At 63.8% G+C, this 22,699-nt stretch carries 18 protein-coding genes and 1 pseudogene; 8 read left to right on the forward strand and 11 right to left on the reverse strand.

Annotation, left to right across the window (positions count from 1 at the left end; translation table 11 throughout):
* Positions 1-155, reverse strand: a pseudogene (locus AB4Z53_RS24310) (5-dehydro-4-deoxyglucarate dehydratase); the annotation flags it as partial.
* Positions 156-428: 273 nt separating this feature from the next.
* Here AB4Z53_RS24310 and AB4Z53_RS24315 point away from each other — a divergent pair.
* Complete coding sequence (locus tag AB4Z53_RS24315) at positions 429-1,223, forward strand: NAD-dependent epimerase/dehydratase family protein (protein ID WP_441598033.1); 795 nt, start codon at positions 429-431, stop codon at positions 1,221-1,223.
* Positions 1,224-1,309: 86 nt separating this feature from the next.
* On the forward strand, positions 1,310-2,047 hold the full coding sequence (locus AB4Z53_RS24320) for a FadR/GntR family transcriptional regulator (protein ID WP_441598034.1): 738 nt from the start codon (positions 1,310-1,312) through the stop codon (positions 2,045-2,047).
* A gap of 20 nt (positions 2,048-2,067) precedes the next feature.
* Here the strand turns inward: AB4Z53_RS24320 and AB4Z53_RS24325 are convergent, their stop codons facing one another.
* The 5 genes from AB4Z53_RS24325 to pcaD form a co-directional block, all read right to left on the reverse strand.
* Positions 2,068-3,123: a 3-carboxy-cis,cis-muconate cycloisomerase gene (locus AB4Z53_RS24325; RefSeq protein WP_441598035.1), complete on the reverse strand. Its 1,056-nt coding sequence runs from the start codon at positions 3,121-3,123 to the stop codon at positions 2,068-2,070.
* An 86-nt stretch (positions 3,124-3,209) separates the two neighbouring features.
* Positions 3,210-3,824, reverse strand: a complete 615-nt coding sequence (pcaG, locus tag AB4Z53_RS24330; RefSeq protein WP_441598036.1) for a protocatechuate 3,4-dioxygenase subunit alpha — start codon at positions 3,822-3,824, stop codon at positions 3,210-3,212.
* Positions 3,824-4,573, reverse strand: a complete 750-nt coding sequence (pcaH, locus tag AB4Z53_RS24335) for a protocatechuate 3,4-dioxygenase subunit beta (RefSeq protein WP_441598038.1) — start codon at positions 4,571-4,573, stop codon at positions 3,824-3,826. Before pcaH ends, pcaG begins: the two co-directional genes overlap by 1 nt.
* Before the next feature lie 12 nt (positions 4,574-4,585).
* On the reverse strand, positions 4,586-4,990 hold the full coding sequence (gene pcaC / locus AB4Z53_RS24340) for a 4-carboxymuconolactone decarboxylase (protein WP_113539561.1): 405 nt from the start codon (positions 4,988-4,990) through the stop codon (positions 4,586-4,588).
* Positions 4,983-5,795, reverse strand: coding sequence for a 3-oxoadipate enol-lactonase (gene pcaD, locus AB4Z53_RS24345; RefSeq protein ID WP_113539560.1), 813 nt, complete (start codon positions 5,793-5,795; stop codon positions 4,983-4,985). The genes pcaC and pcaD overlap by 8 nt, the downstream gene beginning before the upstream one ends.
* A 93-nt stretch (positions 5,796-5,888) precedes the next feature.
* Here pcaD and pcaQ point away from each other — a divergent pair, with 93 nt between their 5' ends.
* Entirely contained in the window at positions 5,889-6,815 is a 927-nt protein-coding gene (gene pcaQ, locus AB4Z53_RS24350) for a pca operon transcription factor PcaQ (RefSeq protein ID WP_113539580.1), read from the forward strand.
* Between the two features lie 77 nt (positions 6,816-6,892).
* Positions 6,893-7,414 (forward strand): GNAT family N-acetyltransferase, encoded by a 522-nt coding sequence (locus tag AB4Z53_RS24355; RefSeq protein ID WP_113539559.1) that lies wholly within the window; start codon positions 6,893-6,895, stop codon positions 7,412-7,414.
* A 15-nt stretch (positions 7,415-7,429) separates the two neighbouring features.
* Here the strand turns inward: AB4Z53_RS24355 and pobA are convergent, their stop codons facing one another.
* A complete protein-coding gene (gene pobA, locus AB4Z53_RS24360) occupies positions 7,430-8,602 on the reverse strand; it encodes a 4-hydroxybenzoate 3-monooxygenase (RefSeq protein ID WP_441598041.1) in 1,173 nt (390 codons plus the stop codon).
* Positions 8,603-8,730: 128 nt separating this feature from the next.
* Between pobA and AB4Z53_RS24365 the strand changes: the two genes are divergently transcribed.
* Both AB4Z53_RS24365 and AB4Z53_RS24370 read left to right on the forward strand, forming a co-directional pair.
* Positions 8,731-9,618, forward strand: coding sequence for a helix-turn-helix domain-containing protein (locus AB4Z53_RS24365; RefSeq protein WP_113539557.1), 888 nt, complete (start codon positions 8,731-8,733; stop codon positions 9,616-9,618).
* A 126-nt stretch (positions 9,619-9,744) separates the two neighbouring features.
* The gene (locus AB4Z53_RS24370) at positions 9,745-11,193 is read left to right on the forward strand and encodes an NCS1 family nucleobase:cation symporter-1 (protein WP_113539556.1); all 1,449 of its coding nucleotides are present in this window, start codon (positions 9,745-9,747) and stop codon (positions 11,191-11,193) included.
* Positions 11,194-11,242: 49 nt separating this feature from the next.
* On the opposite strand, the gene AB4Z53_RS24375 is transcribed toward AB4Z53_RS24370, so the two are convergent.
* The gene (locus tag AB4Z53_RS24375; protein ID WP_441598043.1) at positions 11,243-12,184 is read right to left on the reverse strand and encodes a sterol desaturase family protein; all 942 of its coding nucleotides are present in this window, start codon (positions 12,182-12,184) and stop codon (positions 11,243-11,245) included.
* Entirely contained in the window at positions 12,184-12,495 is a 312-nt protein-coding gene (locus AB4Z53_RS24380) for a hypothetical protein (protein ID WP_441598045.1), read from the reverse strand. The genes AB4Z53_RS24375 and AB4Z53_RS24380 overlap by 1 nt, the downstream gene beginning before the upstream one ends.
* Before the next feature lie 161 nt (positions 12,496-12,656).
* Between AB4Z53_RS24380 and AB4Z53_RS24385 the strand changes: the two genes are divergently transcribed.
* Positions 12,657-14,126, forward strand: coding sequence for an amidase (locus AB4Z53_RS24385; protein ID WP_441598047.1), 1,470 nt, complete (start codon positions 12,657-12,659; stop codon positions 14,124-14,126).
* The gene (locus AB4Z53_RS24390) at positions 14,111-14,731 is read left to right on the forward strand and encodes a TetR/AcrR family transcriptional regulator (protein WP_441598049.1); all 621 of its coding nucleotides are present in this window, start codon (positions 14,111-14,113) and stop codon (positions 14,729-14,731) included. Before AB4Z53_RS24385 ends, AB4Z53_RS24390 begins: the two co-directional genes overlap by 16 nt.
* A gap of 15 nt (positions 14,732-14,746) precedes the next feature.
* Here the strand turns inward: AB4Z53_RS24390 and AB4Z53_RS24395 are convergent, their stop codons facing one another.
* The gene (locus AB4Z53_RS24395) at positions 14,747-15,409 is read right to left on the reverse strand and encodes a sulfite oxidase-like oxidoreductase (protein ID WP_441598051.1); all 663 of its coding nucleotides are present in this window, start codon (positions 15,407-15,409) and stop codon (positions 14,747-14,749) included.
* A 267-nt stretch (positions 15,410-15,676) separates the two neighbouring features.
* Positions 15,677-22,603, reverse strand: a complete 6,927-nt coding sequence (locus AB4Z53_RS24400; RefSeq protein ID WP_441598053.1) for an autotransporter-associated beta strand repeat-containing protein — start codon at positions 22,601-22,603, stop codon at positions 15,677-15,679.
* Between the last annotated feature and the right edge of the window lie 96 nt (positions 22,604-22,699).

Below are 22,699 nucleotides of genomic sequence, written 5' to 3' on the forward strand. Positions count from 1 at the left end.
CCGGCAGCAAACAGCACCGGCGCCTTGTAGCCGGCCAGCCATTCGACATGCGCCCGGTAACTGTCCGGCGCGAAACGGCCCTCGGCATCGAAATGCGTCACCGGGAAGGAAAGGAGGCCTGAGCCAAGCGCGGCCTTGATCTGTTCGGGGGTCATTTCGTGGGAGCCTCCCTAAAACTCGACGCGCCCTACTAAGCAAGTCATCACACACATGTCAATATCTCATAATATATGTTGTCATATGAGAGATGGATTTGGCTTTCTTCTCGCAAAGACCGAGTTGCATGCGGAATGCATCGCCGCAGAATGCAATGCATGCGCGACGCACCGGTATTGCGCGAAAGATGTATTATATGTTAGCCGATATTGTATGACATGCTGCAAAATGCGAGTGGGACGCCATTTCGCCGGCATGAGGGAGGACAGGCGATGGAACGACTTCTGATCACCGGTGCAGCGGGCCAACTGGGTCGCGTGATGCGTAAAAAGCTCGCGCCACTGGCCAAGACGATCCGTCTGTCTGATCGTGCGCCGCTCGATCCGCCCGCCGAAAACGAAGAATGCACCCAGTGCGATCTCGCCGATGCCAGCGCCGTCAACGAGCTTGTGGCCGGTTGCGATGCGATCGTGCATCTCGGTGGCATCTCCGTCGAGCGGCCCTTCTCGGAGATTCTCGACGCCAACATCCTCGGTCTCTACAACCTCTACGAGGCGGCCCGCGCCCACCATCAGCCACGCATCCTTTTCGCCAGCACCAACCACACGATCGGCTACTACCCGCAGAGCGAACGGCTCGGCCCAGATGCGCCTTACCGGCCGGACGGCCTTTACGGCGTCTCCAAATGCTTCGGCGAAGCGCTTGCCCGGATGTATTTCGACAAGTTCGGGCAGGAGACTGCCCTGCTCCGTATCGGCTCCTGCGTGCCGGAACCGGTCAACTACCGCATGCTCTCCACCTGGCTCTCGCACGACGATTTCGTCTCCCTGACCGAAGCCGTATTCCGCGCGCCCGTTCTCGGCTGCCCGGTCATCTGGGGCGCGTCGGCAAACGACGCCGGCTGGTGGGACAATTCGCACATCGGATGGCTCGGCTGGCGACCGAGGGACAATGCCGAGGTTTTCCGCGACAAGCTTGCCGCCAACACCCCGAAACCGCAGCCGCGCGACTCGCTCGTGCGTTATCAGGGCGGTGCCTTCGTCGATGATCCGATCTTCGAGGAATAGGCCTCAAGCCTTGGCAATGGATTGCGCCGATGATCGGCAATGGCGTATCCAGAAACGCAAACCAAGTTCGAGAAACGGCCACGCCCATGAGCAACGTCACCGCCCCCGACAACACAACGCCACAAGGCAAGACGCTGGTGGCCAAGATGACGGACGCCCTCAGCGGCCAGATCAGCAGCGGGCACTACAAGCCGGGCGATCGCCTGCCTTCGGAGGCGCAGCTTACCCAGGAATTCGGCGTGAGCCGCACGGTCGTGCGCGAAGCAATCGCGGCACTGCGCTCCGGCGGGCTGGTCGAAGCGAGGCACGGCATCGGGGTCTTCGTGCTGGAGCCGGCTCCGACGGCGGCATTGCCGTTCCACGGCATCGATCTGGCACGCGTCTCCTCGCTGATAGAAATGCTGGAGCTCAGAACTGCAGTCGAAGGTGATGCGGCCGCACTGGCCGCCCTTCGTCGCTCGCCGGCGCAGGAAGAAAAAATCGTCGAGGCGTTCGACAGCTTCTGTGCGAGCGCCGCCGAAGGACGCCCGACTGCGGAGGCCGATTTCAACTTCCACCTCGCGATCGCCCAGGCGACCAACAACCCGCGCTTCGGCCAGTTCCTGCAGATGCTGGGCACGGCGCTCATTCCCCGTCGGGCAGTATCGGAGAGCGGCGAAGAAACCGTGCTGGCGTCAGAGGAACTGTCGCGACTGATCGCGGAGCATGAGGCCATCCTCATCGCGATCCAGGACGGCGACGAGGAGCAGGCACGCACCGCCATGCGCCAGCACCTCAAGAACAGCCAGGTTCGTTATCGTTCGATGTTGCGCGCGGCGCGCTGAGCAGCAGGCGATCAGCACACTCAGGCACTGCCGAGCCGGCGTATGTTGCTCGCAAGTTCGGCAGCCAAACGAAGAGCGGCCGCGGTCGCTCCGGCCATCTGCGGCATGATCAGCCATTCGAGCGTCCACGCGGCCCCGGAGCGTTCCTGCTCGTGGACCAGCGCGTGATGCATACCGGAGAGCTGGGTCGCGTTGAACCGCGCCAATGACACCAGAACCTCGGCCGCGACCGGGTTCTGCTTGTGCGCCATCGCCGAGGAAGCACCGCCACCGGCGAGTTCGATTTCGTCGCCCTGCTGCGCCATCAACGCGATATCCTGGCCGAACTTGCCGAGGCTGCCGGTCACCAGCGAAAGCGCATTGGCAAAATCCGCCACCTCGGAACGCTGGCTATGCCATTGCGGAAAATCTGCGAGCCCCAGTTCTTCGGCAAGCGTCGCACGCACGTCGTCGGCCCGGCCCTCAAGTTTATCGAGCGTCCCGGCAACGCCTCCGAACTGGACGGCGAAGAGATCGCGGTCCATCGCCTCAAGACGGTCCTTATGATCGAGCAGCGGCTCGATCCAGCTGCGCAGCCGGTCCGATACCGTGATCGGGATTGCCGCCTGCATCCGGGTCCGCCCCATCAGCGAATGATCGCCCCATTCGCTGTCGCATTCCTCGAGCACCGAGACGACATTGCCGAGGCGGACGGCAAAAAGCTCGGCAACCGCCTTCATCCGCAACATCAGGCTGGTGTCGATGACGTCCTGGCTGGTCGCGCCATAGTGCACATATTCGGCAACTTCGCGACCGACGGCACCGCGCAATTGCCGGACGAGTTCTGGCACGACCACCCCATCCACACCCACGGCGCGCTTCAGCGCGATCACATCGGGCGAGAAAGCGCGGCAGGCCTCGGTAATCCGGTCGGCCGCACTCGCCGGGATGATCCCGTGCACGGCTTCCGCCCGCGCCAGCGCCGCCTCGAAGGCGAGCATTGCGTGGATGTCGGCGGAAGCCGAAAACTCGGCGGCAACCGCCTCATCACCCAGAAGCCCCGAGAGATAAGGATGGTCGAAGGCGGAATAGGTCATGGTTTCCCCGTTTCTGCTTGCCGAACGAAATGCCACCTGCTGCATGAGGGCATCCGAGCCCCCATGTCCAGGCGTGACATTCCTGTTCAGATGTCGAGGAAGACCGTTTCCTTCTCACCCTGCAGGTGAATGTCAAAAACATAATTAGGCGCCGCTCCGGTTGCGACAAGCGTCGCAACGCGATGGCGATGTTCAATCCGCGCAAGGAGCGGATCGAGAGCATTCGCTTCCGTCTCTTCGGGGAAGTACATGCGCGTGTGCAGCCCGATATTGATGCCGCGAGCGACGATCCAGAAGGTGATGTGCGGCGCCATCGGCCGGCCGTCCTTGAACGGCACGCGCCCAGGCTTCACGGTCTCGAAGGTGAAGACGCCGTCTTCGGCGCCGGTCGGACAGCGCCCCCAGCCGGAGAAATTCGGGTCCGCGGAGCCGCGCATTTCGGTTGGCGAGTTATGGAAACCTGCCGCATCCGCCTGCCAGATCTCGACGAGCGCGTCCTTCAGCGGCGCACCGGCGCCATCGATCACGCGGCCGGTTATGGTAATACGCTCGCCAAGCGTCTCATCGTTCACCATCCGTGTGCCGAGGTCGGTTTCATAGACGCCGCCAATGCCGCAGAAATTCGGGGTCAGCCCGATATGCACATAGGGACCGGCCGTCTGCGAGGGCGTCTCCTTGAGATGACCGAGTTGCTGCACCATCAGTTACCCTCCAGCCGGTTCTCGAACAGCGTCGAGCGGCGTCCGCGCAGCACGATGTCGAATTTGTAAGCGCGGGCATCGAACGGGATCGTGTTTGCCCAGTCGAGCGGCGCGATCAGTTGTTCGATCGCCTGGCGATCGGGGATCGTGTTGACGATCGGACACTTCCAGATCATCGGGTCACCCTCGAAATACATCTGGGTGATCAGACGCTGCGCAAAACCGTGGCCGAAGACCGAGAAATGAATGTGGGCCGGACGCCAGTCGTTGACGCCATTCGGCCAGGGATAGGGGCCCGGCTTGATCGTACGGAAGCTGTAAAAGCCGTCTTCATCGGTGATCGTGCGGCCGCAGCCGCCGAAGTTCGGGTCGAGCGGCGCGAGATAGCTTTCCTTCTTGTGGCGGTATCGGCCGCCGGCATTGGCCTGCCAGAATTCCAGCAACGCCCCCGGCACCGCGCGCCCGCGCTCGTCGAGTACCCGGCCATGAACGATGATGCGCTCGCCGATGGCGCTTTCGCCCGCCCGCGCGAAATTGTGGATCAGATCGTTGTCGAGTTCGCCGATCATAGAATGACCGAAGACCGGACCGGTGATTTCCGAGATCGTGCCGTCGAGCGACAGGAGCGCCTTCTGGGGCGAGCGCAGCACCGAGGTCTTGTAGCCCGGCGTCAGCGCCGGCGCGTGCCACCCACGGTCGCGCGGGAAGAAGGCGCCGGTCTCCGGCTTTCCGTTCGTTCTGTCGGACATCATCTTCTCCCGTCAGGCCGCCTTGCCGGCATCGATCTCGGCAAACACCTGCTTGGCGATCTTGATCGCGTGGTTGGCCGCCGGCACGCCGGCATAGATCGCCACATGCAGCAGCGCCTCGCAGATATCCTCGCGGCTTGCGCCGGTGTTGGTCGTCGCCCGCACGTGCATGGCCACCTCGTCGTCCTGGCCGAGGGCGGCGAGCAGGGCGATCGTCACGATCGAGCGCTCGCGCTTCGTCCAGGTCGGCCGGGACCAGACATGGCCCCAGGCCGCTTCGGTGATCAACTCCTGAAAGGGGCGATCGAATTCGGTGGAACCCGACTGCGTCCGATCCACGTGATTGTCGCCGAGCACGGCCCGGCGCGTGGCCATGCCCTGGCGATAGCGGTCGGAGGGCGCAGAAGCGTCACTCATGGGTCTTGTCTCCATGCATTGCGATTTCAAAGAAGGCGCGAAGCACCGCGGTCAAGGTTTCAGGGTTTTCGACGCAGGGAATGTGACCGGCATCGCGGATGACTTCGTAGCGGGCTCCCGGGATGAGGCGGGCAGTCGCAAGCACCACATCCGGCGGCGTCGAGCCGTCCTGGTCGCCGACGACACAGAGCGTGGGCACCGCGATGCGGGCGGCGGCCTCGGTGTAATCGGCATCGCGGATGGCGGCGCAGGTGGCGATGTATCCGGTCACCGGCTGGCGCACTAGCATGTTGCGGTAGCCGGCATAGGCGGTGTTTTCTGGCCGGCGGAAGGCCGGGGTGAACCAGCGTTCGAGCACACCGTCGGCGATCCCTTCGATGCCGTGTTCCTCGATGGCAGCGATGCGCGCCGCCCACATCTCGGCCGTACCGATCTTGTGTGCCGTGTCGCAAAGTACCAGCGCACGCACAAGATCGGGCCGGCGCTGGTAGAGCGACTGCGCAATCAACCCGCCGACCGAAAGACCGCATACGATCGCCTGCTTGACCGAGAGCATATCGAGCAGGCCGGCTAGGTCGTTGGCGTGATCCTCGATCGCGTAAGGGATCGGACCGATATCGGAGAGGCCATGGCCGCGCTTGTCATAGAGGACGATAGCATAATCGCCGGCGAGCCGGACGATGACGTCGCGCCAGATACGAAAATCCGTGCCGAGCGAATTGGCAAAAACCAGCACCGGACGCTCGCCAGTCGCGCCGATCACCTGGTAGTGGATCGTGATGTCGTTGATGCGGGCAAACTGCACGGGCTCTCTCCTCCGCCACCAAATTGGATATTTAATCTGGTTAGGTAAAATGATATTTCATGGCATTTCATTAACTTGAGGGTTATGAATTCCATGATCGACGCCCGGGTCAAGTTTCGCCATCTGCAGACTTTTGTCGAGGTCTCCCGGCAGAAGAGCGTCATGAAGGCGGCCGAACTGCTGCATGTCAGCCAACCGGCCGTAACCAAGACGATCCGCGAGCTCGAAGAGGTACTTGGCGTCGCGGTCTTCGAGCGCGACGGGCGCGGTATCAAGATAACACGTTATGGCGAGGTGTTCCTGCGCCACGCCGGTGCAGCGCTGACGGCCCTGCGGCAGGGGCTCGATTCCGTCTCGCAGGAACGCGACGGCGACGGCGTTCCGGTCAGGGTCGGCGCGCTGCCGACGGTCTCGACACGGATCATGCCGCTCGCCATGACGCTCTTCCTCAAGGAGGATACCGGCGCCCGCATCAAGATCGTCACCGGCGAAAACGCCGTGCTCCTCGAGCAATTGCGCGTCGGCGATCTCGATCTGGTCGTCGGGCGGCTTGCGGCACCGGAGAAAATGACGGGCTTTTCCTTCGAGCACCTCTATTCCGAGCAAGTGGTTTTTGCCGTGCGCGCCGGGCATCCGCTGCTTTCAGGCGCGCATTCCACCTTTGCACGGCTCGCGGATTTTCCGGTGCTGATGCCGACACGCGCCTCGATCATCCGCCCTTTCGTCGAGCGCTTCCTGATCACCAACGGCATCGCCAGCCTGCCGAACCAGATCGAGACCGTGTCCGATGCCTTCGGCCGCGCCTTCGTCCGGGCGAGCGATGCGATCTGGATCATCTCCACCGGCGTGGTCGCCAGCGACGTCGACGATGGCACGATCGCAATCCTGCCCATCGACACCAGCGAGACCAAGGGCCCGGTTGGGCTTACCATGCGCGCCGACGCGGCACCGACGCTGGCCCTGTCCATCCTGATGCAGACCATTCGCGAGGCGGCCACCGACGTCGCCTCCAAACTCTGAGCCGCACGCCCGGAATTCGTGGCTTTACAAGCCCCGGCCGGCGACCGAGATTGCAGGCCCAACAGACTGGTGACCTGATGCCGACCTCTCCCCTCCTCGTTGAACCCTTTTCCCAAAGCCACATTCCCGAAATGCTCGACTGGTTCTCGAACCTCGAAGCGCTGGTGCAATGGGGCGGCCCCGGCCTGTCCTTCCCGCTCGAGGCGGGGCAGCTCGATGCCATGATCGCGGAAACCTTTGGCGCCGAACCCGGGCGGTCCATGTTCGCCGGTCTGGTCGACGACAAGCTTGCCGGCCATGCGCAGGTAGCACTCGATTGGCAGAACGGTCTCGGCCGTCTCAGCCGGGTCGCCATCAATCCGCGCATGCGCGGCCAGGGCCTCGCCCAGCCATTCCTGCGCGAGGTAACCAGCCGCTTCTTCGCCAACCCCGCCTTCGAGCGACTGGAACTCAACGTCTACACGTTCAACGAGGCGGCAATCCGCACCTACCGCAGCCTCGGCTTTCGCGAGGAAGGCGTGCGGCGATCCTCGGCCAAGGTCGGTAACGCCCGTTGGGACACGGCGATCTACGGCCTGCTCAGGAACGAGTGGAACTGACGGCGCGGCGAAACGTCAGTACGGCAGCCCAACATAATTCTCGGCAAGCACCGTCTCGGCGGCAACCGAATGGGTGAGGTAGTCGAGCTCGGCTTCCTGGATGCGCTGGTCGAAATCCCCGGTGTCCGGAAAGCGGTGCAGCATCGTCGTCATCCACCAGGAGAAACGCACCGCCTTCCAGACGCGCGCAAGGGCCCGTGCGGAGTAAGCGTCAACGCCGGCATTCGAGCGGTCCTGATAGTGCTCGAGCAGCCCTTCGAAGAGATAATGCACGTCGCTGGCCGCGAGATTCAGCCCCTTCGCGCCCGTCGGCGGAACGATATGGGCGGCATCGCCGACCAGAAAGAGCCGGCCGAAACGCATCGGCTCGGCGACAAATGATCGGAGCGGCGCGATCGACTTCTCGAAAGACGGTCCGGTCACCATCGCCTCGGCATGATGCTGCGGCAGCCGCCGGCGCAACTCATCCCAGAAGCGGTCGTCGGACCAGTCTTCGATCTTTTCGCTCACCGCGCATTGAATGTAGTAGCGGCTGCGCGTCTGGGAGCGCATCGAGCAAAGCGCAAAGCCACGCGGATGGTTGGCATAAATAAGTTCGTGATCGACCGGCGGCACGTCGGCGAGGATACCAAGCCAGCCGAAGGGGTAGACCTTTTCGAAGGTGTGCAACGCCTTTTCGGGCACTGACTTGCGGCTGACACCGTGAAAGCCGTCGCAGCCAGCGATGAAGTCGCAGTCGATGCGCTGGGTTGCGCCATCCTTCTCAAAGGTGACGTAGGGCAGATGGCCGTCAAAATCATGCGGCTCGACATGGGCGGCCTCATAGATCGTCGTCGCGCCGGATCGCTCGCGATGCTCCATCAGGTCGCGCGTCAGCTCCGTCTGACCATAGACCATCACACGCTTGCCGCCGGTCAAATGCATGAGATCGATACGGTGGTCACGGCCATCGAAGGCGAGCGAGAAGCCGTCATGCGGCAGCCCCTCCTTGTGCATCCGCGCGCCGGCCCTGGCGCGATCCATCAAACCGACCGTCCCTTCCTCCAGCACGCCGGCGCGCACGCGGCCGAGGATATAGTCCTTGCTCACGCGATCGAGGATGACATTGTCGATACCGGCCTCCGTCAGCAATTGCCCAAGCAGCAGCCCCGATGGACCCGACCCGATGATGACGACCTTGGTGCGCATGCTCTCCTCCGGCATTGTCTTTCGGCAGAATTGTCTTTTGACAAAATCTGCGCGCGGCCGGCTTCGCTCTCAATGGACAAAGCCGCCATGAAATTGCACAAATCGAACATGGCTTCAGAGCGCGCGACATGAAGAAGACGGTTCCGACCTACGAGCTCTATGGAGAAAAGACCGGTGAACGGCCGGATTTCTGGCTGCATTGCGAGACCATCCCGTCACGAAGCAGCCTCTACCACTGGGAAATCGGGCTGCACCGGCACGAGAGCTTCTTTCAGATCTTGTACATTGCCGGCGGCTCGGGCGATGCGGTCTTTGGCAGTGGCGTGCACATGATCGAACCGCCTATGGTCATCACCGTTCCGCCGGCGCTTAACCACGGCTTCCGCTTCTCGCGCAACATCGACGGCTTCGTCTTCACCATTCTGGCGTCCCATCTGAAGACGTCGCCCGGCGAGCGCAACCGGCTCGGCTCCTGGCTCGCGGCGCCGCATATGACCCGGCTCGATGACCGCGAGGATGCCGCCTATATCGCAGCGACCCTCACACGTTTGGCCAAGGAATGGGAAACCAGCCGCAGCAATCGCGCGGACCTGCTGGATGCCTACCTCACCTCCGTCCTGACGCTGACGGCGCGCCTCGACGAGGCAAGCGACGAGCGGGACGATACGGCAGACAGTGAAAACGAACGAAGGGTCCAGCGCTTCCAGGCGCTTTTGCAGCAGCACCACCGCTCGCATTGGCCCGCCGCCGCCTATGCCCGCGAGCTCGGCCTGTCGCCGACCCATCTCAACCGGATCACACGCGCGATCGCCGGTCTCAGCGCTCACGAGATGATCGCGCAAAAGCTTGTCGGTGAGGCGAGGCGAGAACTCGTTTTCACCCGCGCCAGCGTCCAGGAAATCAGCTTCCGCCTCGGCTTTGCCGATCCCGCCTATTTCTCCCGCTTCTTCCTGCGCCAGACGGGCGTGACACCCCGCGCCTGGCGGCTGGCAGAGCGGGACAGGCTCGGCGCCTGACCCGCCAACAACACCGCCCTGAGCGGAAATTGCATACAATCCAAAAAGACTTTTGCAACGACTCAAAACGGGAGCAGAATCAAGGCTCGGGTCCGAGGGGGACCCGGAGGATATACGGAGGAAGACATGGCAGTACGCGATCCGTCGCCCTCGTTGTATAACGAGGATCTGGCACCGGCCGAGGAGCGTCGTTGGGGCGCTTTCAGCATCTTCAATGTATGGACATCCGACGTGCATAGCCTGTGGGGCTATTACCTCGCAGCAAGTCTGTTCCTGCTCTGCGGCAGCTTCGTAAACTTCGTCATCGCGATCGGCATCGGATCGCTGGTGATCTTCTTCCTGATGAGCCTCGTCGGCAATGCGGGGGTGCGCACCGGCGTGCCCTTCCCGGTTCTTGCGCGTGCCTCCTTCGGCACCTTCGGCGCAAACGTACCCGCCCTGGTTCGCGCCGTCGTCGCCTGCTTCTGGTATGGCGCGCAGACGGCCGCGGCGTCCGGCGCCATCGTCGCCCTTCTCGTCCGTAACGAAAGCATGCTGGCCTTCCACCAGAACAGCCACATGCTCGGCCACTCGACGCTCGAGGTGATCTGCTACGTTGTCGTCTGGTCGCTGCAGCTGCTGATCATCCAGCGCGGCATGGAGACCGTGCGCAAGTTCCAGGATTGGGCAGGCCCCGCGGTCTGGATCATGATGCTGATCCTTGCCGTCTATCTCATCATCAAATCGGGCACCTTCTCCTTCGGCTCGGAAATTCCGCGCGACGTGCTCATCGAGAAAACCAAGGATGCGGGCGTGCCCTGGGAGCCCGGCAGCTTCCCCGCACTTGCGGCGGTCGCTGCCACCTGGATCACCTATTTCGCAGCTCTCTATCTGAACTTCTGCGACTTCTCGCGTTATGCGACCGACGTAAAGACGCTGCGCAAAGGCAATCTCTGGGGTCTGCCGATCAACCTGCTTGCCTTCTGCCTGGTTGCCGGCGTGACGACGACGGCCGCCTTTGCCGTCTATGGTGAAGTGCTGCTGCACCCGGACCAGATTTCGGCGAAGTTCGACAGCTGGTTCCTGGCGCTGCTTGCGGCGCTCACCTTTGCCGTCGCGACGCTCGGCATCAACGTGGTGGCGAACTTCGTGTCGCCCGCCTTCGATTTCGCCAACGTCTTTCCGCGGCAGATCAACTTCAAGCGCGGCGGCTATATCGCAGCCTTGATTGCCCTCATCCTCTATCCGTTCGCCCCTTGGGAAACGGGTGCGGCGCATTTCGTCAACTTCATCGGATCGACGATGGGGCCTATCTTCGGGGTGATGATGGTCGACTACTATCTCATCCGCAGGGGGCAACTGAACGTCGAAGCGCTCTACCATGAGGACGGCGAGTTCCGCTTCCAGGGCGGGTGGCACGGCAGCGCCTTCGTCGCCTTTGCGATCGGCGCTCTGTTCTCGTCGATCCTGCCGACATTCACCAACATCCTGCCGGCCTGGTGGGGAATCTATGGCTGGTTCTTCGGCGTCGCGATCGGCGGGGCGATCTACTACGTGCTGAGGATCGGCGAACGCAAGCCGGCCTTTGCCTCCTAGCTGTCCAGCGCCGCACCCGGTCAGACGATCGGGTGCGGCCTCCAGGCCATCACGAGCCTCGGCCCGGGCGACCCAGAATCTGGCGGACGCCTTCCTTGGTAAAGGGCTGGGCCAATTGCTTCAGAAAGCCCCTTGCGATCTGCCCCTTGATGCCGATGTCGGTGGAGGATGGGCGGTTGGGATTGTAGTAGGTCCTGAAAATCAGATCCCAGATCACGACGTTCTCGCCGTAGTTCATGTTGCCTTCGCGAAGGTCTTTCGAATGGTGCCAGCGGTGAAGGCGCGGCGTGCTGAAGAAATAGTCGAAGACACCGGTGCGCATATCGACATTGCAATGGGTAAGGATGCCCATGAACGCCGTAACGGCCCCAAGCCACCAGAAAACATGGAGCGGTGCGCCGAGGAAATAAAGTGGGATCTGGCTCATCGCGAGCTTGAAGACCGAATCGGCGACGTGGAAACGGCCGGTATTGATGACCCAGAGCCGCACGACACTGTGATGCAGGGCGTGAAACCGCCAGAAGAACAGCTTTTCATGGGCGATGCGATGCGCCCAATAGAGACCTAGTTCGGCGATCACCACGGCCAGCGCCACCTGAACCACCATCGGCCAATCGGCCGGCCACAGCCCGAACTTCAGCGCGGCAAGCGGCTGCAGGATGTTGGCGGCATACATGGGGAAGACGGCGGCGATCAGGCCCGCCAATTGCAGCAGCCCCTTCGTCGCCAGCGTATGCCCGATGTCGTTCACCGTCTCGCCATCCGATTGCAGCCAGCGCCGCTCGTAGGGGATGTAGCGCTCGAGAAGGAACAGGGCAAAGACTGCGACGGCATAGACCGTCGCGAAAGCGATCATCGGGTGCGTGCTTGCAAAGGCGAAGTAGGAACCCAGCAGGCCAGAGAAGAACACCAGAGGCCAGGACAGATATCGCAACATTCGCTTTAGCAGGTACCCGGCCTTCGCAAGGGCGCGGCGGCGCTCTGAAATCATCAACGACGCTCCATCCAATCCAACAATTCGCGGCATGTGCGCGGGCGGCCGTCGCTGACGCGCCCATCGGAACATGCATCCAGGCGATAGTCCGGCTCGGACCGATCGCCCCACTTCTTGCCGCCATACATGCGCCGGATCTCGGCGCAGGTGCGCGGCGTTCCGTCACTTAACCGACCATCACGACAGGGATCGTACAGATGCTGTGCGGTCCGCTGCGGATCGTCCGCAATCCACAGCCCTTTGTCGTCGGCATGACTCGAGCCCGCACCGAACAGTAGCATCCACATTGGCAAGACGACCAACCGCATCGACAACCGTCCTTGTTTGAAACGTCATTGCCGAACTCTGAGGGGAGCGGATTACACGAGCATTGCGGGAAGCCGGAGGATGCAACCGGACACAGGCCGAAGCATTGACTGCGAAAAGAGAATCTGGAATTCTCTTTTCGCAGTCAGAAGGAGACGCACCGATGCGCCCGATGAACAGCGAAGCCTCGCCGGCCCAATTGGAAAGCCTCGCATCACTGGACGCAACCGACCAGGCCCGACTTGTTTCAACCGGCGCGGTCTCTCCGCTTGAACTCGTCGATGCCGCGATAAAGCGCATCGACCGGCTGAACCCGCACCTCAACGTCCTTGCCTCCGACGACTTCGATCTTGCCCGCAAACACGCCCGGGAGATGCGGCCGACAGCGGGCATGCCTTTTGCCGGCGTGCCGACACTGCTGAAAGACCTGCTCGCCTATCCCGGCCACCAGGCCGGTTTCGGCTCCCGGTTGTTCAAGGGGCAACCCGCTCAAGGCGGATCGGACTATACCGCGGCGATCGACGCGGCCGGCCTGATTGTCCTCGGCAAATCGACGACATCGGAGTTCGGCCTGCTCGGGACCACAGAGACACTCGCCCATGGCGCGACGAAGAACCCCTGGAACCCGTCCCTTTCGACGGGCGGATCGTCGGGGGGCGCCGTCGCGGCCGTCGCCTCCGGCATGGTGCCGATCGCCCACGCGTCCGACGGTGGCGGATCGATCCGTGGGCCTTCCTCCTTCTGTGGGCTCTTCGGCTTCAAGCCGAGCCGCGACCGCACGGTGAATGCCGGCCTGCCGCCGACCATGCCCACGGCGCGGCTGATCGGCGACCATTGCGTCAGTCGATCGGTACGCGACAGCGCCACCTGGCTTGCCGCAACGGAACGCAAGGACGTGCCCCAAGCCCTGCCCTCGATCGACGACCTGAAGCGCGGATCACGGAAGCGGCTGCGCATCGGCGTCTATCGGCGCGATGCCTTCGGGCACGGCGTTTCCGCATCAGCCGAAGACGCGCTGAACACCGCCATTTCGGTCTGCGAGGCGCTCGGCCACGACGTCATCGCGTGCGATGGCCCCGATGTCGACGCGCGGGAAATCAGCCAGGCATTCTTCGCGCTGACCGGCACCGCCCTCGCCGGCCTGTTCGACCAGATCGCGGCCATGATGGGCGGCGCCTTCGACGAAACCCTGTTCGAGCCATATACTGTCGAGCTCGTCCGACGCGCGCGGCGACTGTCGGAGGCAGCCATCGCGGACACCATGAGGGCGACGGCGATCGCCGAAGCACAGGCAAACCGGACGATCGCCGCCTATGACGTGCTACTCTCTCCCACCGTTCCGTTCTCCGCCTTCCCGCTTGGGACGGAGGGCCCGACTGAGGATCCGGACCAACTCATCGCCTTCACCGAACGGCTCGCCGGCTTCACCAATGTGGCTTCCTTCGCCGGATGGCCGGCCATGTCGGTGCCGCTTTGCTGGACGCAGGACGGACTGCCGCTCGGGTGCCACTTCGCCGCTGCAACGGGCGAGGATGCGCTACTCTTCTCGCTTGCCTTCCAGCTGGAAGAAGCTATGCCCTGGCAGCCAAGACTGGTCGCGCTTTCGGAAAGGCTCTCATGCCTCAGCGCCTGAAACAGGAAGTGCGCGAGCGGCTCATTGCGGCCGCGGCTGCGGTATTCGCCGAGCAGGGCTTCGAGAAGGCAAAGCTTGCCGATGTCGCGGAGCGCGCCGGTACGAGCCCCAGCAACATCTACAAATATTTCGCCGACAAGGAGGCTCTGTTCCATGAGGTCGTGACGCCATCTCTTGCCGGGAAATTGCTGCGGCTTTTGCGCGCCCGCGTGCGGGAGCTGCGCTCGATCGGCAACTGGCTGACGGCAGATGCCCGGGGCTCGGTGCCTGCCCGGGCCCTTCTGTCCTTCTGGATCGAACAGCGGTTCGCCGTCCTGATCCTGCTTCGCGGCGCGGACGGCACACGCTTTGCCCATGTCAGAGGCCTGATGGTGCGCGAGATGACCCGGCTTGCGTCGCGATACATGATCGAGACCCAGGGCGAAGCAGCACTTTCGCCGCTGATGCGCTTCATGCTCGAGCGCACCTTCACCAGAACCATAGACACGATCTCCGACACGCTCGGAGCGCACGAGGACGCACCATCCATTCAGGTCGCGATCGATCTCTTCTGGCGCTATCAGCTCGCAGGGCTGCAGTCGCTGATGGCGCCGGCAAAACCTTGAGGCGCGGCGATGCTATCAGTCGCCGGAATAGCGCTCCTCCCGCCACGGATCGCCGCGCATGTGATAGCCGTTCTTCTCCCAGAAACCGGCGGCGTCGCCGGCGCGAAAATCGATCCGCGTCAGCCACTTGGCGCTCTTCCACAAATAGAGGTGCGGAACGATCAGCCGCATCGGCCCGCCGTGGGTTCGGCTGATCGGCTGCCCCTCCCACTCCGTCGCCAGGATCGCATCTTCCGCGGCGAAGTCCTCGAGCGGCAAATTGGTCGTGTAGCCGTCATAGCTCGTCAGCATGACGTGGCTCGCCTCGGGCTTCGGCATCACCTGGTCCAAGAGGTCGCGGGTCGCGACACCCTGCCAGCGATTGTCATAGCGCGACCAGGTGGTGACGCAGTGCATGTCCGAAAGCCTGTCGCTTTGCGGCAGAGCCCTGAAATCAGCCCAGCCGAGCGACAAGGGATGCTCGACCACCCCCCTAACATCCAGCCGCCAGCTTTCCGTTCGAATGATCGGCTGCTGACCGAGGTCGAGCACCGGCCAGTCCTTGACCAGATGCTGGCCCGGCGGCAGCCGTTCGTCTTCCGGCCGGGTGACCCGCCCCGTCAGGAACTTGCCATCGACGGCCCAGCGCCGCTTCGTCGTCGTCAGCTTCGTTTCCGGCGGCTGCGCATCGTCAGTCATGATGGTCCACTCCCAGCACGAATTCACACCCCAGGCGAGATAGAAAGCGCGGTGTCGCGGAACGTCAAGCGCGAACACACGGCGTCGTTGGTTCGGCACCATGCGTACCGCCCCTTTGTGTATCCGTCAGCAACGGCAGATAACGCTCGACCACCTCCGGTGTGCCACATCCATGCGCACGTCAAACCAACCTTGAAACGCCAAACGGCCGCCTGCCAAGGTCACCCATGACCCGGACAAGCGGCCGTTTGGCTCGACTGCGATCAATCAGAACTTGATGTTCAGATTTGCCTTGACGCTCTGGTCGCTGACACCGCCGCCGAATTGGCCTGTATAAGTCAGGCCGAGGGTCGCCTCCGGCGCGACGGTGAAATCAAGGCCGGCTTCGAGCACCGCAGTATTCTCGGCGATCGGGACACCGGCGATGGCAAACGTGCTCGCCGGGGAGAACCCGTTCGACGACAGCGGCAAGGTGTCACCGAAGGCATGTCTCCAGCCGATGGTGCCGCGGGCCGTCGCCAGCACGCCGCCAAGGTCGAAATTGGACGCAGCGCGGAGACCAAGGGTCGTGAACGTCGTGTCCTGCGAGGCGTCCTTGCCAAAGAGAGCGGCAGCGCCACCCCGCTCGACAAAGCCGTCGCGGTTGAGATGCACATAGGCCAGGTTGGCAAACGGCTCCAGATCGACCAACCCGGCCTTGAAGGCATAGGCGAACTCGCCAAAGACCTGGCCCGTTCCGGCGCTGTAGTCGGCATTGAGGCTGTCCGTGAAGCCCGGGAACGAAACGGTGCGGCTGGTCTCGATATCGTGCCAGCTATAGGCGGCGCCGGTTCTCAGCGACGCATCGCCCCAACGTCCACCGGCATAGATCCCGAGATGATAGTTGTCGGAGGTTGCCGACGAGAACCGCGCGTCAATGTCCATCGAGGAACGCGAGTAACCGGCAAGCGCGCCGACGGTCCATTCGTCAACCTGCGTATCGGCACCGACGAAAAAGCCGCCGATGGAGCGATCTGCCTTGGCGGCGTTGCCGTCACCGTCGATCCGCCCCCAGGAACCGAAGCCCTGGCTCCAGACAGCAAGTTCACCGCTGTCGATCGCGCCGGTGATCTCGCTCGATTGCTTCGCCGCCACCGTGCCGAGCACGGTGCGCAGACGATCGTTTGCGGCATCGCGCAGGAACCGGCTGTCCTCGATCAGGATCGACTGGAACGAGCTGTGCACTTCGCCCGAAAGCAGATCGAAGGCCGTGCGCGCCGCTTCTGGCGTTGCGGCAAAGGCGACCGCGTTGAAGATGGGATTGCCCATGCCCAGACGATCGATCCCCCCACTGGTGGCGATCTGGTTGCGGGTCTGACCGACGCTGGCGAAGCTGATATCGTTGCGGGTCAGCTTGAGCGAAAGGTCGTTGCCGTCGCCGCCGGCGTAGTCAACCGTCGAATCAAGGAACACGAGGTTGTCGACGATCGACGCAAAGGTGCCGGTGATTGCCCCCGAACTCGTCTTGTCGATGAGAATGAACGGGCCGTTGATCGGATCCCAGCTCGCCGCCGTGTTGGGTGAAAGCAGGAGATCAAGCGTCGCACCGGAGATATCGACGCTGCCCGACACGATCACCTTGTCGGTGGCTGTGGGCGTACCTTCGATCTGCAGGACACCGTTGTTGGTGTAATTGCCTGCAATCGTCTGCGTACCGATCGAATTGCCCGGAGCATGGACGCCGCCGGCCTGAATGGTCGTGTTGCCAAGCGTGCCGGTGCCGCCGAGACGGGCACCGCGCCGGATCGTGGTCAGGCTGGAGTTTGCCAGCGAGCCGTTGACGATCAGGTTACCCGACGTGATGTCGGTTGCGCCGGTAAAGGTGTTCACGCCCGTCAGGGTGAGCTTGCCCGTGCCCGCCTGGGTCAGCGTGCCGTTGCCCGAGACGGCACCTGCATAGGTCACGTCGTTCGAGCGGTTGTAGATCAGCGCGCCGTTGTTGGTGATCGAGCCGACGAAGTTGCCGGTGCCACCGATCCAGCCGGTCGTGCCGCCATTGCCGAGCTGCAATGTGCTGCCCGCGCCGATCGTTACCGGACCGCGCGTACTGCTGTTGGCCGTCAGCGTCAGCGTGCCCGTGCCGATCTGCGAGAACGAGCCGGGACCTGTGATCGAACCGCCGTAGGTCAAATTGCCCGCGCTGTTGAAGACGAGCGCGCCGAAGTTGGTGACGTTCGATGCGATCGAACCACCGGTGCCGCCATCGCCGATCTGCAGCGTCGCGCCCGAGGAGATGCCCGCACCGCCGGTAAAGGTGTTAGCGCCGGTCAGGACCTGGGTGCCAGCATTGACGGAAATGCCGCCGGTGCCGGTGATTGCGCCCGAGAAGGTGCCCGTGGCGTTGTTGATGATCAGCGTCTTGCTGCCGAGCACCACCTGCCCGCTGCCGGCCAGCGACTTGACCTGTGCGGAGTCCGCCGCCGAGACGTCGAAGGTGCCATCGGCCGTCAGGCCGCTCGAGGCGTTGATCCGCCCCTGGCCGGACAGCGCAAGCGTGCCGCCGGCACCGATGCTGGTCGCACCGGTATAGGTGTTCATGCCCGTCAAGGTCAGCGTGCCGTTGCCGACCTTGTTGAGCCCGGTTCCGGTCCCACCATCCTGCAGCACCGAGCCGATCGTGGTGGCAACGCCGTTGCCGACATTGATCGTCGCCGCCGTGCCGCTCGCCGGATTGAAGGCGAGCACACCGCCGACGATGGTGTAGCCGCTGCCATCGGTCGTGGCGGAAAACTGCAGCGTGTCGAAGCTCTGCGTGCCGACGACATTGACGGTGCCGCCGCTGGCGCCGGCAAACACGCCGACCGATCCACCGTAGGTGCCGTTGACGCCGGCATTCAGCGGGCCGCCGGTCCAGTTGGTGCCGGCAGACGTCCAGGTGCCAGCGCCGCCGTTGACCGCTCCATTGCCGGTCGTGTCCGCACCGTCCCAGAACTGCATCGTCTGGCCGGTGCCGAGCACGGACAGGTTAACCTGCTTGGCGATCCCGGTCTGGAGCTGGTGGCTGGCAACCGTGAAGCCAGGAGCCGTCGATGTCGCAGCCGTCGTCGCAAAACTGCCCGCGAGCGAACCGTCATATTCGAACAGCCGGTAATAGCCCGCCGACGCCACCCGAGCGTCCAGCGCACCGCCGAGCTTCAAGTTGCCGCCGACCTTCACCAGATCGTTGTCGGTGCTGCCGACGAGGCCGGGCGTGTTCAGCTCGAACACCGATGTAGAGCCGGCGCCGAGCGTCAGATCGCCAGCGATCGTCAGCGTGCCCGGACTGTTGCCGGCCGAGAGCGTGCCATCGACGACGACATCGCCTTTGACCTCGCCCGATCCGCCGAGCGTGCCCCCGGTGCCGACATTGACGTTGCCGCCAAGCTGGCTGTTGACGTAGGTCGTGCCCGAGGTCACCGAGGTTGAGCCAGTGAACTGCGAATTGTCGCCCGTCAGCGTCAGCTTGCCCGTGCCGGCCTGGGTCAGCGTGCCGTTGCCCGAGACGACACCGGCGTAGGTCACGTCGTTCGAACGGTTGTAGACGAGCGCGCCGTTGTTGGCGATCGATCCGAGGTAACCGACGGTGCCGCCGATCCAGCCGGTGGTGCCGCCGTTGCCGAGCTGCAAGGTGCTGCCCGTACCGATCGTGACCGCAGCGGCCGTGCTGTGGTCTGTCGTCAGCGTCAGCGTGCCCGCGCCGATCTGCGAGACCGCACCGTCGCCGCTGATCTCGCCGCTATAGGTCAAATTGCCGGCGCGATTGAAAACCAACGCCCCGTGGTTGTTGATATCCGATACGATCGAGCCACCCGCACCGCCGTCGCCGATCTGCAGCTTCGCGCCGATATTGGTGACCGCCGTGCCGGTAAAGGTGTTGGCGCCGGAAAGAACCTGAGTGCCGCCACTGACAAGAACGCCGCCGGTGCCGTTGATCGCCCCGGAGAACGTACCCGCAGCGTTGTTGATGACCAGCGTCTTGCCACCCAGCAACACCTGACCGCTGCCGGCAAGCGAATTGATAATCGGCGCGCCCGCCGCCGAAACGTCCACGGTGCCGTTCGCCGTCAATCCGCTCGAGGCGGTGATCCGCCCCTGGCCCGAAAGCGAGAGCGTACCACCCGCTGCGACCGTGGTCGCGCCGGTATAGCTGCTGGAGGCGGTCAGAACCTGGGCGCCAGCCGCGATATTGACGCCGCCGGTGCCGGCGATCGCGCCCGAGAACGTGCCCGTGGCGTTGTTGATGTTCAAATCATTGCCGCCGAGCACCACCCGGCCGCTGCCGGTCAGCGACTTGACATTCGCCGCTGTCGCCGCGGAGACGTCGAAGGTGCCGTCGCCCGTCACGCCGCTCGAAGTGCCGATGCTGCCTGCGCCGGACAGGGCCAGCGTACCGCCCCCGTTGATGGTCGTCGCACCGGTATAGGTGTTCACGCCAGTCAGCGTCAGCGTGCCGTTGCCGGCCTTTGTGAGCCCGCTACCGGTGCCGCCGTCCTGCAGCACCAAGCTGATCGTGGTTGAAACGCCGCTGTCGACATTGATCGTTGCCGCCGTGCCGCTTGCCGGGTTGAAGGCAAGAAAGCCGCCATTGAGGGTGTAGCCGGTGCCACCGGTCGTGGCCGAAAACTGCAGCGTATCGAAGCTCTGTGTGCCGACAACGTTGACGGCACCGCCGTTCGCACCGGCAAACACGCCGACCGATCCGCCGAAACGGCCGTTGATATTGGAACGCGCCGCCGGGCCGGTCCAGTTGGTCCCTGTCGAAGACCAGATGCCGGCGCCGCCGTTGACCGCACCGTTGCCGGTCGTGTCCGCGCCATCCCAGAAGTGCATCGTCTGGCCGGTGCCCAGCACCGAGAGATTGACCTGCTTGTCGATGCCCGTCTCGACCAGATGGCTGGCAACCGTGAAGCTCGGCGCCGTCGATGTGGCATTCGTCGTCGCAAAATTGCCCGTGAGCGAACCGTCATATTCGAACAGCCGGTAGTAACCGGCCTGCGCCACCTGAGCGTTCAGCACGCCGCCGAGCGTCAGGTTGCCGCCGACCTTCACCAGATCGTTGTTGCCCGCACTGCCGACGAGGCCGCGTGCGTTCAGCTCGAACACCGATGTGGAGCCGGCATTGAGCGTCAGGTCACCGCCAATCGTCAGGGTGCCTGGGCTGTTGCCGGCCGAAAGCGTGCCACTGACGGCAACGGCGCCGCCGATCTGGCCCGATCCGCCAAGCGTACCGCCGGTGCCTACATTGACGTTGCCGCCGAGCTGACCGTTGATTAAGGCCGTGCCCGACGTCACCGACGTTGACCCACCGAACGACGAATTGTTGCCGGTCAGCGTCAGCTTGCCCGTTCCGGCCTGCGTGATCGTGCCGGTTCCGCTGATCGTGCCGGCATGGCTGATGTCGTTCGAGTGGTTGTAGACCAGCGTGCCGTTGTTGGTAATCGGACCGAGGAAATTGCCGGAGCCGCCGATCCAGCCGGTCGTGCCGCCATTGCCGAGCTGCAACGTGCTGCCCGTGCCGATCGTCACCGCACCGGCCGTGCTGTTGTTGGCCGTGAGCGTCAGCGTACCGCTGCCTACCTGCGAAAACGTTCCGTTGCCGGTGATCGAGCCGCCATAGGTCAAATTGCCGGAGCGGTTGAAGACCACCGCGCCAGTATTGCTGATCCCCCCCACAAGCGAGCCGCTGGCTCCGCCATCGCCGATTTGTAGCGTCGCGCCGGTATTTGTGCCGGTTTGACCAGTAAAGGTGTTGGCGCCGGTCAGGACCTGCGTGCCAGCCATGACGCTGATCCCGCCTGTGCCGCTAATCGTGCCGGAGAATGTGCCCGTCGCGTTATTGATGACCAGCGACTTGGTGCCGAGCACCACCTGACCGCTACCAACAAGCGACTTGACCGCCGGCGCGATGGCCCCGGAGACATCGAAGATACCGTCGGCCGTCAAACCGCTTGAGGCGTTGATGCGGCCCTGGCCCGACAGGGCGAGCGTGCCGCCAGCCATAATCGAGGTCGCACCGGTATAGGTGTTCATTCCCTCCAGCGTCAGCGTGCCGCTGCCGGTCTTGGTCAGCGAACCGTTGCCCGTAATCGCATTAGTGAACCGCCCGTTGGCGGTCTGGTCAATCGTCAGGCTGGCGGAATTGTTGAGTGCGACGTTGCCGAAGAGAGCCGGGGTCGCGGTCACGAAGCGGAAGGTGTTGACGCCGCCGTCGAAGATCATGGCGTTGGAACCGCCGACCCCGTTGATGGAGCCGGAAGCGCCGAGGGTTAAATCCACATTGCTGCCAAAGAAACCGGAACCGTTCGTGCCGCCGGTTCCGCCGGTGCCGGCCGATCCGCCCCTGACATTGCCGTTGACGATCACCGTGCCGCCGTTCAGCGCGCTTATACCGTGACCGCCGTCACCATTGCGCTTTGTACCCCCGCCGACGCCGCCGTTGCCGCCATTGCCGCCGGTGACGTCCGTGTTCACTGTCAATGTTCCACCATTGACCAGTGCTGCGCCATCGCCGCCGTCGCCGCCGCTGCCGCCCAGTCCGATGCCGCCGGACCCTGCTCCGCCGTCGCCGCCGTTGCCACCCTGTCCGCCTGTAACGGCCGCTCCCGTTATGGTTTCCGTGCCACCGGCAGCAACGATCCGTCCGTAACCGCCGGCGCCGCCGCCACCACCGTCACCGTTCGACGAGGCGCCGCCATCGCCACCGCGACCGGCGGCAATGCCAACGCTGCCGTGCGCACCGCCGCCCCCACCGCCGCCGCCGCCATAGTTGATGCCGGTGCCGCTGCCGTTTCCACCCGTTGCGCCGTTCGGGCTGCCGCCCGTACCGCCGGCGCCGCCACTGCCGGCAACTCCGGCACCTGCCTGGCTTCCCGTGCCACCGGCCGCACCCGGCCCGCCGCCGCCGCCGCCGTTTCCGTTGCTGGCAGCGTTACCGCCAGGCGTGCCCTGCAGATTTCCGTCGACACTGCCTCCTGCGCCGCCCGAACTGCCGCCGGCGCCGCCCTTGCCACCTGCATTCGCCAGCGGCGCGGCCGCGACCATGCCGAGAGCAATACCGGAGGCTGCAAACAACCACAGAGCGGTGCTGCTCATCAGCGAGCGCTGGCGACCGGCTGCAGCCCGACGCGACGGCGACCGCCGGTCGTTGCGCTCGTCGCTCTCACGACCGCTTCCCAAGCCCTGATTCTGACAATTGATTTTTTTCAAAGGCTTGCCCTCCGCCCGGCACCCTAAAATTCTCCAGGGTGCTGGCTGACACGACAACCCTACGGC

The sequence above is a fragment of the Ensifer sp. 2TAB8 genome, from assembly GCF_052115125.1.
Taxonomy (GTDB): Bacteria; Pseudomonadota; Alphaproteobacteria; order Rhizobiales; family Rhizobiaceae; genus Ensifer.